The sequence below is a fragment of the Bacillus sp. BPN334 genome, from assembly GCF_008368885.1.
Classification (GTDB): domain Bacteria; phylum Bacillota; class Bacilli; order Bacillales; family Bacillaceae_G; genus Bacillus_A; species Bacillus_A wiedmannii.
Genome location: NZ_QOZW01000008.1, coordinates 222,339 through 237,103 on the forward strand (window position 1 = coordinate 222,339; position 14,765 = coordinate 237,103).

Here is a 14,765-nt window from a genome sequence, read left to right on the forward strand (position 1 = left end):
GGCAAATATGCATTTTTCATCTTCCTTTTCAGTTGCATAGATGAAATGCATCTCAAATAAGAGAATCTAATTTGCTGCTAAGCGGAATTTTGTTTTTTTGCTGTTATAGTAGAAGGTGAATATTTAAGTTGGATACAGTTTGTCACTACTTATGACAATCGCAATTTAAGAAGTAGCATATATCATTAAATGAAAAGCCTGTTAATAAGTTTATACTTACTACAAAAACAAACAAACTCTCCTTTAAATAGGACGAGTTTGTTTGTTTTTGTGTTTAGATAATGGAATACGCATGCTAAATTGCACACTATGTTCCATATTTTTTATAGAATACTTTATATCTAGTCTTTCAAGAATTTGTTTAACAATATATAGACCTAAACCACTTCCTCCGGTATTTCGATTCCGAGATTTTTCAATTCGATAAAATGGTTTGAAAATTTGTTGTATATCTTCATCTTTAATATTAATACCTGTATTTATAATTTGCATTTTAATTTGACCTTGTTTAGAATCCTTACTTAACTTTATATAGACTTTTTCATTATGTGGTGAATACATAACTGCATTATGGATAATATTTTTACATGCTTTTTCAAAAAGAACACGATCTGTATAAACAGAAAGGTCAGAGTCAATTTCTTTTATTATTTGGATGCTTTTTTGAGAAGCGAAAAATTCGAGATCTTTTGTGATTGTACCTATTAACTTTGAAAGATTAATTTCTTCTATTTTTAGTTTAAAAGTGTGTTGTTCTAACTTTGACATACTTAAAATTTCACGAACTAGTTGTTCCATACTTTCAATAATTTGATGATTTTTCTTTAAATATTGATCACGATTTTGATAAGGGCCAATATTGTATATCATCCCTTCTAAGTATCCTTTCATTACAGTAAGAGGGGACTTTAATTCATGTGCTACAATTGCAAAAAACTCTCTGCGTTTTGTTTCTATTTCTCTTTCTTTTTCAATATCATTTTTTAATTGTTCATTTGCTTTTTTTAAATCAAACATAGCTTGTTGTAAGTTAATAGACATGTCATTCAAACTATTAGATAATTCTCCTAACTCATCTGTAGAACGAACCTCAATTTTTTCGGAGAAATCTAAATTTGCCATCTTTTGTGCACCCTCATTAATATAAATAAGTGGCTTTGTAATAAACCTGGAATAGAAATAAGCACTCCCTATACCAATTACGATCACAATGATACTAATATAGGGGAGAAAACGCACTAATACTTGCGAAGCTTCATCAATCGGTTGAAATGTTGCGAACACTACAAGCGTTAAACTACCATCTTGGAATTGAATTGGTTCCGTAACATTATATGAATTGCTAATGGTACCTGCATTCTCAAATCGTGCTGCTTTAGTAACTACTGTTGTTTGTGTACCACTTTGAATAAAAGAAAATGAAGGCGAGTAAATAATTATTCCTTCTTTATTTTGAAGCGAAAGCATCGCGTTATTTTTTTTTGCGTATTCATCAAAAAGTGGTATCGCATCTTGAAACGTAAGATCTTTGGACTTATCAATTATTTCTTTTATCCCTGTTTGAAGTTGATCTGTTTTGTATTGCTCATAAAACGTAGGGAGAAAGAAATATAAAGTTAAATAAATCAACACTGCAAAGGATAACAAAATGAGAGATGTAGTCATAAAGAGTTTATAAGTAATTTGCTTCATCTTCATGATTTTTACAATGCTATTCATCAATTTTATACCCAATACCCTTTATTGTTTTAATATAGGGGATGGCTAGTTTTTTACGTAGATTTTTAATATGCGTATCTATTATTCGTGTTTCTCCAAAATAATCGTATCCCCAAACTTTTTCTACGATATTTTCTCTTGTAAGTACTTTTCTTTCATTTTGAAATAGTAGTTGTAGAATTTCGAACTCTTTTGTCGTTAACAAAATTTCAACATCAGTTACATATACTCTATATGCATCAACATCAATGCGCACTTCTTTAAATACCAAATGATTATTTACATTTTTATCATAACTTCTTCTAAGTACAGCTTCGACTCGTCTAATCAAAACATGAAACGAAAAGGGTTTTGTTATATAATCATCAATCCCAAGATCGAACCCTTTCATTTGATCTTCCTCTTCTTCTAACGCAGTTAGCATAATAATTGGTATGTTTGACTGACTTCGAATCATTTTAGCAACTTCAAATCCATTAAGATTGGGCATCATTACATCTAGAAGAACTAAATCAAAGGATTGCTTATTAAATTGTGTCATACCCTTTAGTCCATCTGAAGCAACTACCACTGTATACTGTTGTGTCATTAAAAATTGTTTAATTAATTCCTGAATTTCTTGATCGTCCTCAACCACGAGGATATGATAGTTTTTCATAATATCACCTCTGGTAGTCATTATAGCCGTACTATCTGTAGTTTATGTGGAGATACAGTAGGAAACTTCATAGGACGTTTAACGTATTAACTCCATTTTCAAGATTCTGTATTCTCCATAAAAAAGTATTATTACCCATATTCCTTTTTTATGGAGAAATATTTGCGTGCTTGAAAAAACTTATCATATAAAAAGCTGAACGATAATATTTACAAAAAAACTAATGTATAATAATGTAAATTGTATGTAGTTTTTTAACTGTTTGAAAATATACTTTCGATACTTTACTAGAAGGAGAAAGGGAGATGAATTTAAATATAAAAGAAGCCAGCGAAATTCTAGAGCGTACGCCACAAACTTTGTAGTTTTTTTGCTAATTTAGTAAAGGCCCAAGGTGCGAACAAGGGATTATTTAAATCATGTGAGAAAGGTTGTGAAATTATTTGAGGAGTTATAAAGCGATGCTGTTTGATTTAGATGATACGTTACTTGATAGGGATAAGGCAGTAGATAACTTGTTTTTATTAGTTTTAGAAAAGTGTTATGAGAATGTTAGTGATACAGTCAAAAACAATATGTTACAGAAATTCAAAGAATACGATAAAAGGGAATACGGCATTAGTAATAAAACGATAGTTTTAGAATCATTATTTGATGAATTCGCGCCGATATATAGATTGCCACACAATTATATCCAAGATTTTTGGAATGAAAATTTCCCTACATGTTTTTCAATAGACCAAAATACTATTCATTTCTTAAATCATATAAAGAGTCACTTTAAAATTGGAATTATAACAAACGGCTCAACGCATAGACAAAAAGCTAAAATAATTAACACGAATTTAAACAATTACTTTGATACGATTATTATTTCTGAAGAAGTAGGATTGAGTAAACCTGATAAACGTATATTCGAACTAGCGTTAAATAAGCTAAATGTACAGCCGAAAAATACTTTATTTGTTGGGGATGACTTAGAAAAGGATATTGCTGGTTGTCAAAATGCAAATATAAATGGAATATGGTTTAATCCTCATAGAATCACAAATAGGACTGAAATAAAACCGTATTCTGAGATTGATACTTTTGATAGTTTATTAAGTTACATTACTCCACAATATTTTTATAATAAGTGAAAATGCTATGGAGTGATCATTAAAAGGATTTCATTCACCGTAATATAAAAAATAAAAATAAACAGACACAGACACTTAAATCTCTTTCCGCTACCAATATTAGTATTTTCAAATGAACTAACAAAGCATGATATGAAAATTATGGAGGAGTGATACTATGGAAATAAAGAAAGTAGTAATTGACGGAATAAACATTGCGGTCATAAGAAATGAAAAAGTACTAATATCCGATGTTCAAACGGCATTGGATTTTATGGCAACAGTTCAATATGAGGTCGATGCGAAACATATTATTATCGACAAATCATTAATAAGCGAAAGCTTCTTTGACTTAAAAACACGGCTTGCGGGTGATATTCTTCAAAAGTTTATAAACTACAAGGTAAAGATTGCTATCATTGGAGATTTCTCTATGTATACTAGTAAAAGCTTAAAGGATTTTATTTATGAATGTAATAAAGGTAAAGATATTTTTTACTTAGCAACTGAACAACAAGCAATTGAAAAACTAAGTACATTAAAGCAATAATACCTCAGTAAAATATCCCTCTTTTTCACGTCACATATTATCTACAGCATATAAGAACTGATGTTTGTGATAAACTAAGAGGTGAATAAAGGGGGAATTTTCTTGAACAATTTTAATGACACAATCCGAAATTTAAACAATTTAGTTTACAAACCTAACAATTTAATGATTACGGATCTAATAGAAGAAAAGCAAAACGCAGAATATGTAGGATGTTTATTTCACTTAAATAAGAAAACTATCCGTTTTAGAGTATCAAAAATTACGCCTAATAAAATTGGTCAATTTGTTTCTTTTTGGGAAAAAGATGCAAATATGCAAAATCAAGCGTTCTCTTATGACGCTGCTCCTGACTTATTAGTTATCACTTGTATTAATGATAATAAACTAGGGCAATTTATTTTCCCTAAAGAAATTCTACTTAAAGAAAAAATATTGAAAACGCAAAGTCAAAAAGGAAAGATGGCTATGAGGATTTATCCGCTTTGGGATACTCCTGTTAGCAATCAAGCGAAAAAGAGCCAAATGTGGCAACTTCAATATTTTGTTGATTTAAGCAATCCTAATAATTTACCTATAGACAAACTATTAACTTTGTATTCGTAGCTTTTAGTTTTGTATGTGAATTTGTTGCCGTATCCCAAAGTATGATGTCTTTTATTTGAATTCTCATATTCAGTTATCTTATGATTTTTTTTGTACCGGTACAGTTAAACGAAATGTACATTGTTTCAGTACCCCATCAAAATTACAATCAGCATATACTATTTTAACTTATAACTTATTTAGGGGTGCTGAATATGACAAGATTACAAGATCAGCTTTTTACAAGATTGAACCTTGAAAAACGTGCGGAAGTAAAGTTTGAAGAATTAAATAAAATTCTCTTTGCATTTGCACACACTATACCATTTGAGAATTTAGATGTTATAGCACGTAATGCGAATACAATTACTATGGAAAATTTACAGAATAAAATTTTAACTACATCCCGCGGCGGGCTTTGTTATGAATTAAATACTCTGTTTTACTACTTTTTAAAAGATTGTGGTTATGATGTACAACTTGCACTTGGAACCGTATATAAAAATGAAATCAACGCATGGGCACTTGAGGATGGACATATAACGATTATTCTAAAGTATGCTAACGAACGATACTTAATTGATGTAGGTATTGCTTCTTTAGTACCTCTGGTCCCTGTACCTTTTACCGGTGAGTCTATTTCCTCTAAAAATGGTACGTATCGAGTGAGACAAAAAGATACGAGTAAAGGAAATTACATTCTAGAAAGAAAAGATACGAACAGAGAGTGGAAAGTTTGTCATGCTTTTTATAATTGTATCATTGATGAGGTAGTAGTAAATGAGGTTCAAAGAAGAGTAATAGAAGATGAGAAATCTATTTTCAATAAAGGACCAATTGCAGTTAAATTGACGGACTTTGGCCATGTTTCTTTAACGAATACTAGTTTAACTGAAATGATTCATGGGGAAAAAACGAAACGTGAAATTACAGAAGAACAATATAGAGGGCTATTAAATACTTTATTTGCTATTCAGTTGTCATGAAACGAATAGCTAGCCGGTTCTTACACAGAATCGGCTATTTTATTAACTTTATTTTAAAACTACTATTAAAGTTTGATTTTCTAATTAGATATAATACACTAGAACAGTATGGAAAATTATAAATAATGATTTTGAATGTAAAGGAAGATTTTTATGTCAATTATTGATAAATTGAAACTTAATAAGTATACAAACATGGTCGTGATTAATGAACCAAGTGATTATGACATTTTTGCAGGGAAAGAAACCGTATTTTCCAAAGATCATGATGCCATTTTTATTTTTGTAGAAACACTTGATGAAATGGTGAAACAAACGAATTTTATTATTAGTAATGAAGAATTATTAATTGAAAAAGGCTATATATTCTTCGCGTATCCGAAAAAAGGTAATTGTCGATATAGTACGTTTATTCACCGTGATGAAATGTTTCCAGCATTAAACGTTGGCGAAGATGGGTATGTAGAGCAAAGCGCTATTAAATTTGCTCGTATGGTAAGTATGGACGATGTCTTTACTGTTGTAGGTTTAAAGCGTGAAAAGAAAAAAGAGAAGAAAACGCCTGCTATGAGTCAATGTGTTGCCGATTATGCAGATCGTATTCAAGATGTTGAAGCATTATTGGCTAATCATCCGAATGAACTTAAGTTTTATCAAAGTTTAACACCTGGATATCAAAAAGACTGGGCACGTAATTTATTTTCTGTAAAACAAGAAAAAACACGCGATAAACGTCTTGAGAAAATGATTGAAATCCTATCACAAGGCTATAAAACAATTGAATTATTCCGTAAGAAGAAAAAATAATGGTTAGGAAAGTCACAATGATGCAACAATTAATTATGCTTAGCACATTGAAAAAAGGATTACTTTCAGTATACTAAAGTATGTTCTTATATTTAAATAATTAGCAAAAGAGAAAAGGTGTTTGAAATGAAATCGTATATTGTAGTTGGAGCTGGTATTTTAGGAGCGTCTACTGCTTATCATCTCGCTAAAGCAGGTGCGAATGTTACTATCGTGGATCGTCAACAACTAGGTCAAGCAACTGATGCAGCGGCTGGTATTGTATGTCCATGGCTTTCACAGCGTCGTAATAAAGCATGGTATAAAATTGCTAAAGGCGGTGCACGTTACTATTCTTCTTTAATTCAGCAATTAGAAGCAGACGGTGAAACGGATACAGGATACAAACGTGTAGGTGCAATTAGTTTACATACTGATGAGAAAAAGTTAGATAAAATGGAAGAGCGCGCTTATAAACGACGTGAAGATGCACCAGAGATTGGTGAAATCACTCGCTTATCAGCTGAAGAAACAAAAAAATTATTCCCAGCATTATCAGAAGAATATAGTTCTGTTCATATTAGTGGCGCTGCACGAGTAAATGGAAGATCATTACGTAACGCATTAATAAGTGCTGCAAAAAAACATGGTGCAACTTTTATAAAAGGAGATGCAGTATTAGTCCGTGAAGGTAATCATATTACTGGAGTTAAAGTACATGATGAAACAATGGTAGCAGAAAAGGTGATTGTAACCGCAGGCGCATGGGCGAATGAAATATTGAATCCATTAGGTATCAATTTCTTAGTTACATTCCAAAAAGGACAAATTGTTCACCTGCAAACGGAAAATACAGCAACAGAAAATATGCCAGTTGTTATGCCGCCAAACGATCAATACATTTTAACGTTTGACAATGGTCATGTCGTAATTGGTGCTACCCATGAAAACGAAACGGGCTTCGATCATCGTGTAACGGCAGGTGGTTTACATGAAGTATTCCATAAAGCATTAGCAGTTGCACCTAGTTTAGAAGATAGTACTATGCTTGAAACGAGAGTTGGGTTTAGACCATTTACACCAGGATTCTTACCTGTTATTGGGCCACTACCTAACTTCGAAGGTATTCTCGTTGCGAACGGATTAGGCGCTTCAGGTTTAACTGCCGGCCCATATTTAGGATCAGAATTAGCTAAACTAGCACTTGGCCAAACAATAGAATTAGATTTAAACGATTATGACGTTGCGGGCGCAATTGAATAATAAAAAAGATTAGGATTCGCTCCTAATCTTTTTTATTTGGGGTAGCACGACATACCCATCAAGCTAATATTTTTAATTACTCCCATAAAAATATGCATCGTTGACTACAGATAAGATGGTTATGTTAATTGAAAACAATTGATTTAAATGGCGAAATTTATATAAAAAAGATAAAAAGGAAGAGTGTTTGAAATATTTAGTTGACAAAGTGGGCGAGATATGATGAGTATAATTGGGGTACAGCCGAGATACGTGTGAAAATAGGTCATAGACTTTTATTTATTTCCATGTATAAAATCAGCTTTTTCTTAATTATTAGGGGTCACCATACATCGCAATCAAGTTAAGGAGACGAATTTCCATCAAAATGAAAAAACGTTTGCAATAAGACTTATGATGAAATTAAGTTCTTGATATATCCCGTCAAGGATATATTATGAAACAGTGCTTAAATAAAGGAGTTGTATAAAATGAATGAAAAAAAAGATACAGAAATAAAACGCTCTTCAAAAGCAGAAAACATTCTATCTCAGATCAATAGTAAAACTAAGCTAGGCGACTTACGAAAAATCGCGAAGGACATTAAAAAAGATCACGTAATAGCTATGGAACTTTGGTCAACCGAAGAGTTTTTGCCCAGGCTATTAGCAATCTTAATTATGGACAAAAAACTTCTTTCACAAGATGTGCTAAATAAGCTTGATAAGGATATGCAGACTCACACTTTTGATGAGCGAAATAACTTAATGGATTGGTTAATGGCTAATCAGCTCACCAAAGACAAGAAGAAAATTGCATTGATGGAGTCATGGGAAAGTAGTCCTTCTGCTCTTCAAAGGCGAGCTTTTTGGTATTATCAAGGGCGATTGAGATGGACTGGACAAACACCGCCTGATAACACCGCAGACTTGCTATCTGCATTAGAAGCTAATATTACGCAGGAAGAACCGGAAGTTCAATGGGCTATGAACTTCACCGCAGGCTGGATAGGCGTTTATGATGAAAAGAATCGTGCACGTTGTATTAAACTTGGTGAGAAAACAGGTCTTTACAAAGATGTAATAGTAGCAAAAGGATGTACTCCCAGCTATTTGCCGGAGTTCATTACGATTGAAGTTAACAAACGACGAAATGATTATAATCATTAAGAAAGGGACGATCACAATGACGAAAGTATCTTATAGTGGTTTAAAATATGGAAAAAGTGATGTGGAAATAAAATTATTGGTGGATATACAAAATGATTGGTTTGAGGTAACACATACCAAGGAAGTGTCTCAAGTAATGAATAAATCAACAGGTAAATATATTATAGTAAATCGAAATACCTTGAAATGTGAGTTTGTTTCATAATACAAAGAAACTGTGAAACAACTAAATTTTATACAACTGACTATATCAGTCTCTATATATCTGATCAGATAACAATAATCTATATGAAAATAGATAAATTAAAAGAATATAAATGAAACCCTTGATTTATCTACGTTGAGTAGAAAATCAAGGGTTTTTGGTTTGAAAAATGTCTTAGAATATAGTTTTCACAAAATAGTGGTAAGGTGATTTTTATGCATAAACAATGTCCGCTAATGCTTATTGCGTGATTTGGTTCCATTGCTACACAAACCCCTACATTTTTATTGCTTTTATCTTTCGTTGCGATAAATTAACTACTTTCAGAAATTCTAATTGGGGTTCCGCCACATGCCTATTAACCTAAGAATTCGGAAATACCCCCAATGCAGCAAGGTTTTTGAAGTTGTTTAATTCTTGTTGCACTAACGGCTTTGTTAGCTAATACTTTAATTCTTTTAATAACCTTTTGTTTAATTCCCATAATGCTGTTTTGTTACTATCCCATTTCAACAGCATTACTGCTTCCTCAAAGCATAACCATTTATAATTGAAGTGTTCTTTGGATAATGCAATGTTTTTTGTAGGAACTTTAACTCCAAAAGTAAATTCTTTTATTACATAAACATCTTCTCCCCAAAGAAATCCTCCAACTACATCCTCTACTGGTAGTGAAGAAACAGAATCTAATTTTATATAGGGATATTCTCTTAAAATACCAGCCTCTTCAAAAGATTCTCGTTTTGCTGATTCAATAGGAGTCTCACCATCTTCTCCACCACCAGCTATTCCTTGCCAATAACCGTAATCACTTCGGTTAAAAATAGCGTATTGAATAGAATCATCAGTTATTATATAAGGAAATATTAATACTTGATATGGCGCTCTCATTGCATAACCTCTTCCCGAAAATAAGCTTTAAATAAACATGAATAATTTTTAATTATTATATGGAGTGGGTGTTCTTTTGAATAAAAATACAACTGATAAAATAAAGATTACGACCTTCAAACTCCCCCAATATGGATAAACAGCATGATCTGTTAAACTAGCATATTGAAAAATATTTTCTATACCGAAAATGCCTATTATGACTGCTAAGAGAAATGCAGCTGATCCATATGTTCTATTATGATAGAGGGTAAAAAAGTATATTGCACATATAAGTGGTACGATGATTTGTAGTAAGATTGCCATGGATTGTCCCCCTGATTTATATTTTATAGTTATATCATATCAAAAAATGTAATAAAAAGGAATGTAAGTTAATTGATGCTAATCAGAAAACAGACTTGTACAAACAGGGATATCACGCTTTCACGTCTATAGTTTTGATACTAATTGAACTACTCTAATCATATTCTTCTATTAAAAAGAATAAAAAGGGGTGTACAGTTAATTGACAAAAGTCAAAGTTGGTTTACGGCCCATCGTTCATAACATAAATTTACCAACTGTAATAAAAACAACTATACTTCCAGGTGATTCGACCGAAAGACTATTTATCGCAACCCAATTAGGAGAGGTTTTTTACATAGGAGACGGAGATATAAAGACATTTTTAAATATTCGTCACCGAATTATTAAACTAGGCACATTTGAAGAAGGTGTTTCTAGTAGCGGTTATGATGAACGCGGCTTGCTCGGACTAGCGTTCCATCCACAATTTAATGATAACGGCTTATTTTATCTTCATTATTCAGTAGCCGGGACCCAAGGACCTGGTGCACTTTCAGAACAATTTAAACCGAATCCGTGTGACCCAAAAACTCTAAACTTAAAGTGGACAAATAGAGATACTCAATATGATCATATTGATACAGTTGAAGAATGGATATTACAATCAAACGGTCAACCTCAAAAGCGACGAACTTTACTTAATATAAAAAGGCCATTTTTTAATCATAACGGCGTAAATAGCTTAAACTTTTCACCTGAGACTGGAAAACTTGTTTTTACTAATGGAGATGGTGGTTCTGGCTATGATCCGTTTAGATTAAGCCAGGATGATTTAGAAATAGCAGGTAAAATAATTGAAATCGATGTAAGTAAAAATACGTCCATAAATAATCCTCCAGTAGTTACACGTTTTAATGAACTTCCTCTATCTATTCGAGAAACTCTTACATTAATTGCAAAAGGCGTACGTAATATAACAGGTATTTCATTTCAAAGGTTTTATAATCAATATATCAAATATGCCGGAAACGTCGGGCAAGATATAGTAGAGTCTATTTTTTCATTTGTTCAATACAAACCAATACCAGTTACCGAACTTGTTCAAACCAATTTAATGAGAGATACTCCTGATCAATATGGATTTATTAATTTCGGTTGGAGAGGATGGGAAGGAGAATTACCTACTTCTTTTATAAGGCACTGTTCTGAGAATCCTACTTTAGAAGAGAGAACAATGGCTTATTATAATGAAACAATAGAAACAACCGCGAAGCGTATCCAGCCTCTAATCAGTTATTTTCATAAAGATTCCAGACCAGATAAATTTGGAGGAACTTCACTTACAGGAGTCCAGCCATATATGGGAACTGCAATACCTAGTTTAACGGGTAGTATCGTGTTTACTGATCTTGCTAAGAAAGAAGAATCTCAGTCTCCAGTAAAGGGTGCGTTAGCTTATTCTAGAGCTGGTACGCATGGTAAAAATACTGACTTTCATGTTATTGAAACCCATTATGATTTCGGTGAGCAGGCAGCTTATTATATGAGTTTAGGAACAAATTTAGATCAGACTAGATTATATTTAGGAGTTTACGGTTCTATGAAAGTAACAGACTTTAACAAAGGTACTATTTTTGAAATCGTTCCTTAATATGATACATACTCTCAGAATCATTCATTATATAATCGTCCATTGCATAATTAGATATCTTTAGGGGGATTTTGATGAATCACTTTAGCAACTATTGGTATCAACTGATGATCGCGCATGATGCGAATTTTGTTCATAAAAGAAAGGTGACGCCAGCAAAGAGGTTAGTCATTACAGCGTTACTTGGTTCACTTGCTGCTATTTTTCAATCTGCCGGGAACTTAATCCCTGGTATCGGCTTATTTATTAGTCCTTTTGCGACGTTGCCTATATTTTTCGCTATTTGTTATTCTACTCGCACGGGAATACTTTCTTACATTCTTACTATTCTCCTATTATTTATTATTGAGCCAAGCGAACTAATTGTCTTTCCTTTTACTACAGGTTTATTAGGTATAGCGTTAGGAGTATCCTTTATACAATTCAAGAGAAGGATTTGGATTGTTTCCTTTTCCGCGTTATGTCTTGTTATTGGAATTATGATTGTTCTTAATGTGTTTCGATTTCCTGTATTAGGTCCTACTGTTCATACAACTTTTGATATGAAAATTATTCTATCAATATGTATTCTGAGCTTTCTATACTGTTGGATCTATGCAGGCATTTGTAGAATAATGTTGAATAGAGTATATAAAGTATGGTCTTAACAATTTCTTATATATTTTTAAAGATTGGAGATTCACGTCGTGTATAACGTTAAAATTAGAAGACCAAATTCGGATGATGTAGATGAACTGAATATGTTTTTTCGTCTTGTTATTACTGATACATTTAAATATGAAGGGTTATCACAGTTATTAGATGACATAGAAAATGAAATTAACACGAAAAAACAGTATTTGAAAAATGATTTGGAGAGTAATGGAGAAAGTCGTTACTTTTTATTAGCAATTGATACAAGTAACGATAAAATCATTGGAACAATTGAAATCGGTCCAGCAAGTACATTGATTCATAGTTGTACAGGTGGTGTGTTTAAAGATTTATATGAAATAGGAACTGTATTTGTACGACATGAATATCAACGAAAGGGCATAGGTAATTTATTACTAAATGCTATGTATATTACGTTACTTAGCAGAGGAATAACTGAATACTGTTTAGATAGTGGATACAAAAAAGCACAAAGTATATGGACGAAGAAGTTTGGAGAACCTAGTTATGTACTGAAGGATTATTGGGGAGAATCAAGTGATCATATGATTTGGAAGAAGAGTTTACATGATACACCTTTAATATTTGAATTATAAAATGAAATATGCCTCTGAACGTAGCTTTTCTTACATATGTATGCTATTATTTATCTTTATAATAAAAGAGGACGTGAATGAACTTGATTAAAATTAATATTCCTGAAGCTGATGTTTCAATTACTGAACGTAAACAAGTTATTAAAGGAGACGAGCCAATAATCACTCCAATTAATGGTTTTATCGATTTCCACTTGTTCCCTAGAGATAAAGGCGGTATTTTTATGTTTTACAATATTAATGACGAACTTCTTTTCGTAGGTAAAGCTCGTAAAATTAGACAACGTATTAAGAAGCATTTTGAAGACAATGTTTCACCAATTAAAAATCACCGTGATGAAGTATACCGCATCGATGCATGTATCGTAGAAGATCCAACAGAAAGAGAAATTTACGAAACATATATCATTAATGAATACAAAGCAAAATATAACGTTGATAAAGTGTTCTATAAATAAGTAACAAAAAAACAATCCTAGCGCATATACTGGGATTGTTTTTTTATTTAAATTTATTCCTCATATTTTTTTCCTTTTTTTAAATGATTAGCAACAATAAAACAGCATACACCTATACATATAAGTACAATTCCAATTGATTTATGTTTTCCCTCAAAGAATGGAATATCAGAAATAACATTTGTCATACATAACCCTATAAACACAAGGATAGGTCCTGCCCACAGTAATACATTACCGAATTTCGTATGTTGCCACATAGTAACCCTCCTCCCTCCTTTTTACATATATATCCATAAAATAAAAGTAAATTCATAGAGAAATATAGTTTTTTTCATATCGAAAATTTAACCTTCATATATTGGTACAAGCAAACGAGAAAGGGGACCATCATGAATTGGTTAGAAGCTTTTATATTAGGGATCATACAAGGTTTAACAGAGTTTTTACCGATAAGTAGTACAGGTCATCTTTATTTAGGAAGGCATTTGTTTCAATTAGATGAAGCAGGATTGTTTTTAGATACGATGCTGCATATTGGGACTTTACTTGCAGTGTTTATTTATTACAAAAAAGAATTTATATATTTAATTAAAAATCCATTTTCAAAACTAATGTTACTACTTATTGTTGGGACGATACCCGCAGTTGTAATCGGATTGTTATTTAAAGACTTCTTTGAGGATATTTCAAAAACAGGTATTACGATTGGTTGGGAGTTTTTAGTGACAGGGTTCTTTCTCTACATGGCAGATAGACAAAAAAATGGTCGTAAAAAAATGGATGACATTACATATAAAGATGCATTAATTATCGGTTCCTTTCAAGCTGCTGCTATTTTCCCAGCGATTTCTCGTTCTGGTATGACAATCGTCGCTGCATTATGGAGGCAGTTAGACCGCGAAACAGCTGCTTACTTTTCTTTTTTATTATCAACGCCAGCCATTGTCGGAGCCATTATTTTGCAATTAGCAGATGTTTATCAAGGGAAAGCAGAATCTATTTCTAGTACATCTTTAATTGTCGGAACGTTATCAGCGGCGTTTTTCGGTTACATAGCCGTTTCATGGATGATTCAATATTTAAAACGTCACTCATTAAAAGTATTCGCGTATTACGTATGGGGGTTAGGCATTTTAATTTTAACGTTGCAATATACTCATGTGTTTTAATTTAGTAACAGATCCTGTTTCATTCATACAAGGCAGG

At 32.1% G+C, this 14,765-nt stretch carries 18 protein-coding genes; 13 read left to right on the forward strand and 5 right to left on the reverse strand.

What is annotated here, in order from left to right; all coding sequences use genetic code 11:
* Window positions 1-243 precede the first annotated feature (243 nt).
* Window positions 244-1,719, reverse strand: coding sequence for a sensor histidine kinase (locus tag DN393_RS13150; RefSeq protein WP_064475431.1), 1,476 nt, complete (start codon window positions 1,717-1,719; stop codon window positions 244-246).
* Window positions 1,712-2,377 carry a response regulator transcription factor gene (locus DN393_RS13155; RefSeq protein ID WP_064475430.1) on the reverse strand — a complete coding sequence of 222 codons (666 nt, stop codon included), beginning with the start codon at window positions 2,375-2,377 and terminating at the stop codon, window positions 1,712-1,714. The genes DN393_RS13150 and DN393_RS13155 overlap by 8 nt, the downstream gene beginning before the upstream one ends.
* Before the next feature lie 461 nt (window positions 2,378-2,838).
* Here DN393_RS13155 and DN393_RS13160 point away from each other — a divergent pair, with 461 nt between their 5' ends.
* From DN393_RS13160 to DN393_RS13195, 8 genes are all read left to right on the forward strand, one after another.
* Window positions 2,839-3,516 (forward strand): HAD family hydrolase, encoded by a 678-nt coding sequence (locus tag DN393_RS13160; RefSeq protein WP_064475429.1) that lies wholly within the window; start codon window positions 2,839-2,841, stop codon window positions 3,514-3,516.
* A gap of 157 nt (window positions 3,517-3,673) precedes the next feature.
* The gene (locus tag DN393_RS13165) at window positions 3,674-4,045 is read left to right on the forward strand and encodes a DUF4180 domain-containing protein (RefSeq protein WP_064475428.1); all 372 of its coding nucleotides are present in this window, start codon (window positions 3,674-3,676) and stop codon (window positions 4,043-4,045) included.
* Between the two features lie 102 nt (window positions 4,046-4,147).
* Window positions 4,148-4,651 (forward strand): MepB family protein, encoded by a 504-nt coding sequence (locus DN393_RS13170; protein WP_064475427.1) that lies wholly within the window; start codon window positions 4,148-4,150, stop codon window positions 4,649-4,651.
* A 194-nt stretch (window positions 4,652-4,845) separates the two neighbouring features.
* Window positions 4,846-5,616, forward strand: a complete 771-nt coding sequence (locus tag DN393_RS13175; protein ID WP_064475426.1) for an arylamine N-acetyltransferase family protein — start codon at window positions 4,846-4,848, stop codon at window positions 5,614-5,616.
* 153 nt (window positions 5,617-5,769) lie between these two features.
* Window positions 5,770-6,423 (forward strand): YdeI/OmpD-associated family protein, encoded by a 654-nt coding sequence (locus DN393_RS13180; protein WP_064475425.1) that lies wholly within the window; start codon window positions 5,770-5,772, stop codon window positions 6,421-6,423.
* Between the two features lie 126 nt (window positions 6,424-6,549).
* Window positions 6,550-7,665: an NAD(P)/FAD-dependent oxidoreductase gene (locus DN393_RS13185; protein WP_064475424.1), complete on the forward strand. Its 1,116-nt coding sequence runs from the start codon at window positions 6,550-6,552 to the stop codon at window positions 7,663-7,665.
* Window positions 7,666-8,135: 470 nt separating this feature from the next.
* On the forward strand, window positions 8,136-8,813 hold the full coding sequence (locus tag DN393_RS13190) for a DNA alkylation repair protein (RefSeq protein ID WP_064475423.1): 678 nt from the start codon (window positions 8,136-8,138) through the stop codon (window positions 8,811-8,813).
* 16 nt (window positions 8,814-8,829) lie between these two features.
* Entirely contained in the window at window positions 8,830-9,018 is a 189-nt protein-coding gene (locus DN393_RS13195; protein ID WP_048560902.1) for a hypothetical protein, read from the forward strand.
* Window positions 9,019-9,459: 441 nt separating this feature from the next.
* Here the strand turns inward: DN393_RS13195 and DN393_RS13200 are convergent, their stop codons facing one another.
* Both DN393_RS13200 and DN393_RS13205 read right to left on the reverse strand, forming a co-directional pair.
* On the reverse strand, window positions 9,460-9,909 hold the full coding sequence (locus tag DN393_RS13200; RefSeq protein WP_064475422.1) for an NUDIX hydrolase: 450 nt from the start codon (window positions 9,907-9,909) through the stop codon (window positions 9,460-9,462).
* 48 nt (window positions 9,910-9,957) lie between these two features.
* Complete coding sequence (locus tag DN393_RS13205; RefSeq protein ID WP_064475421.1) at window positions 9,958-10,215, reverse strand: hypothetical protein; 258 nt, start codon at window positions 10,213-10,215, stop codon at window positions 9,958-9,960.
* A gap of 202 nt (window positions 10,216-10,417) precedes the next feature.
* On the opposite strand from DN393_RS13205, the gene DN393_RS13210 reads away from it, so the two are divergent.
* The 4 genes from DN393_RS13210 (at window position 10,418) to DN393_RS13225 (ending at window position 13,556) form a co-directional block, all read left to right on the forward strand.
* Window positions 10,418-11,848, forward strand: a complete 1,431-nt coding sequence (locus DN393_RS13210; RefSeq protein WP_064475420.1) for a PQQ-dependent sugar dehydrogenase — start codon at window positions 10,418-10,420, stop codon at window positions 11,846-11,848.
* Between the two features lie 74 nt (window positions 11,849-11,922).
* Window positions 11,923-12,495, forward strand: coding sequence for a hypothetical protein (locus DN393_RS13215; protein ID WP_064475419.1), 573 nt, complete (start codon window positions 11,923-11,925; stop codon window positions 12,493-12,495).
* Window positions 12,496-12,534: 39 nt separating this feature from the next.
* Window positions 12,535-13,098 (forward strand): GNAT family N-acetyltransferase, encoded by a 564-nt coding sequence (locus DN393_RS13220; RefSeq protein WP_064475418.1) that lies wholly within the window; start codon window positions 12,535-12,537, stop codon window positions 13,096-13,098.
* Window positions 13,099-13,175: 77 nt separating this feature from the next.
* Complete coding sequence (locus tag DN393_RS13225; protein WP_001048941.1) at window positions 13,176-13,556, forward strand: nucleotide excision repair endonuclease; 381 nt, start codon at window positions 13,176-13,178, stop codon at window positions 13,554-13,556.
* Window positions 13,557-13,609: 53 nt separating this feature from the next.
* Here the strand turns inward: DN393_RS13225 and DN393_RS13230 are convergent, their stop codons facing one another.
* Window positions 13,610-13,816 carry a hypothetical protein gene (locus tag DN393_RS13230; RefSeq protein ID WP_064475417.1) on the reverse strand — a complete coding sequence of 69 codons (207 nt, stop codon included), beginning with the start codon at window positions 13,814-13,816 and terminating at the stop codon, window positions 13,610-13,612.
* A gap of 132 nt (window positions 13,817-13,948) precedes the next feature.
* Between DN393_RS13230 and DN393_RS13235 the strand changes: the two genes are divergently transcribed.
* Window positions 13,949-14,728, forward strand: a complete 780-nt coding sequence (locus tag DN393_RS13235) for an undecaprenyl-diphosphate phosphatase (RefSeq protein ID WP_064475416.1) — start codon at window positions 13,949-13,951, stop codon at window positions 14,726-14,728.
* Window positions 14,729-14,765: the final 37 nt, after the last annotated feature.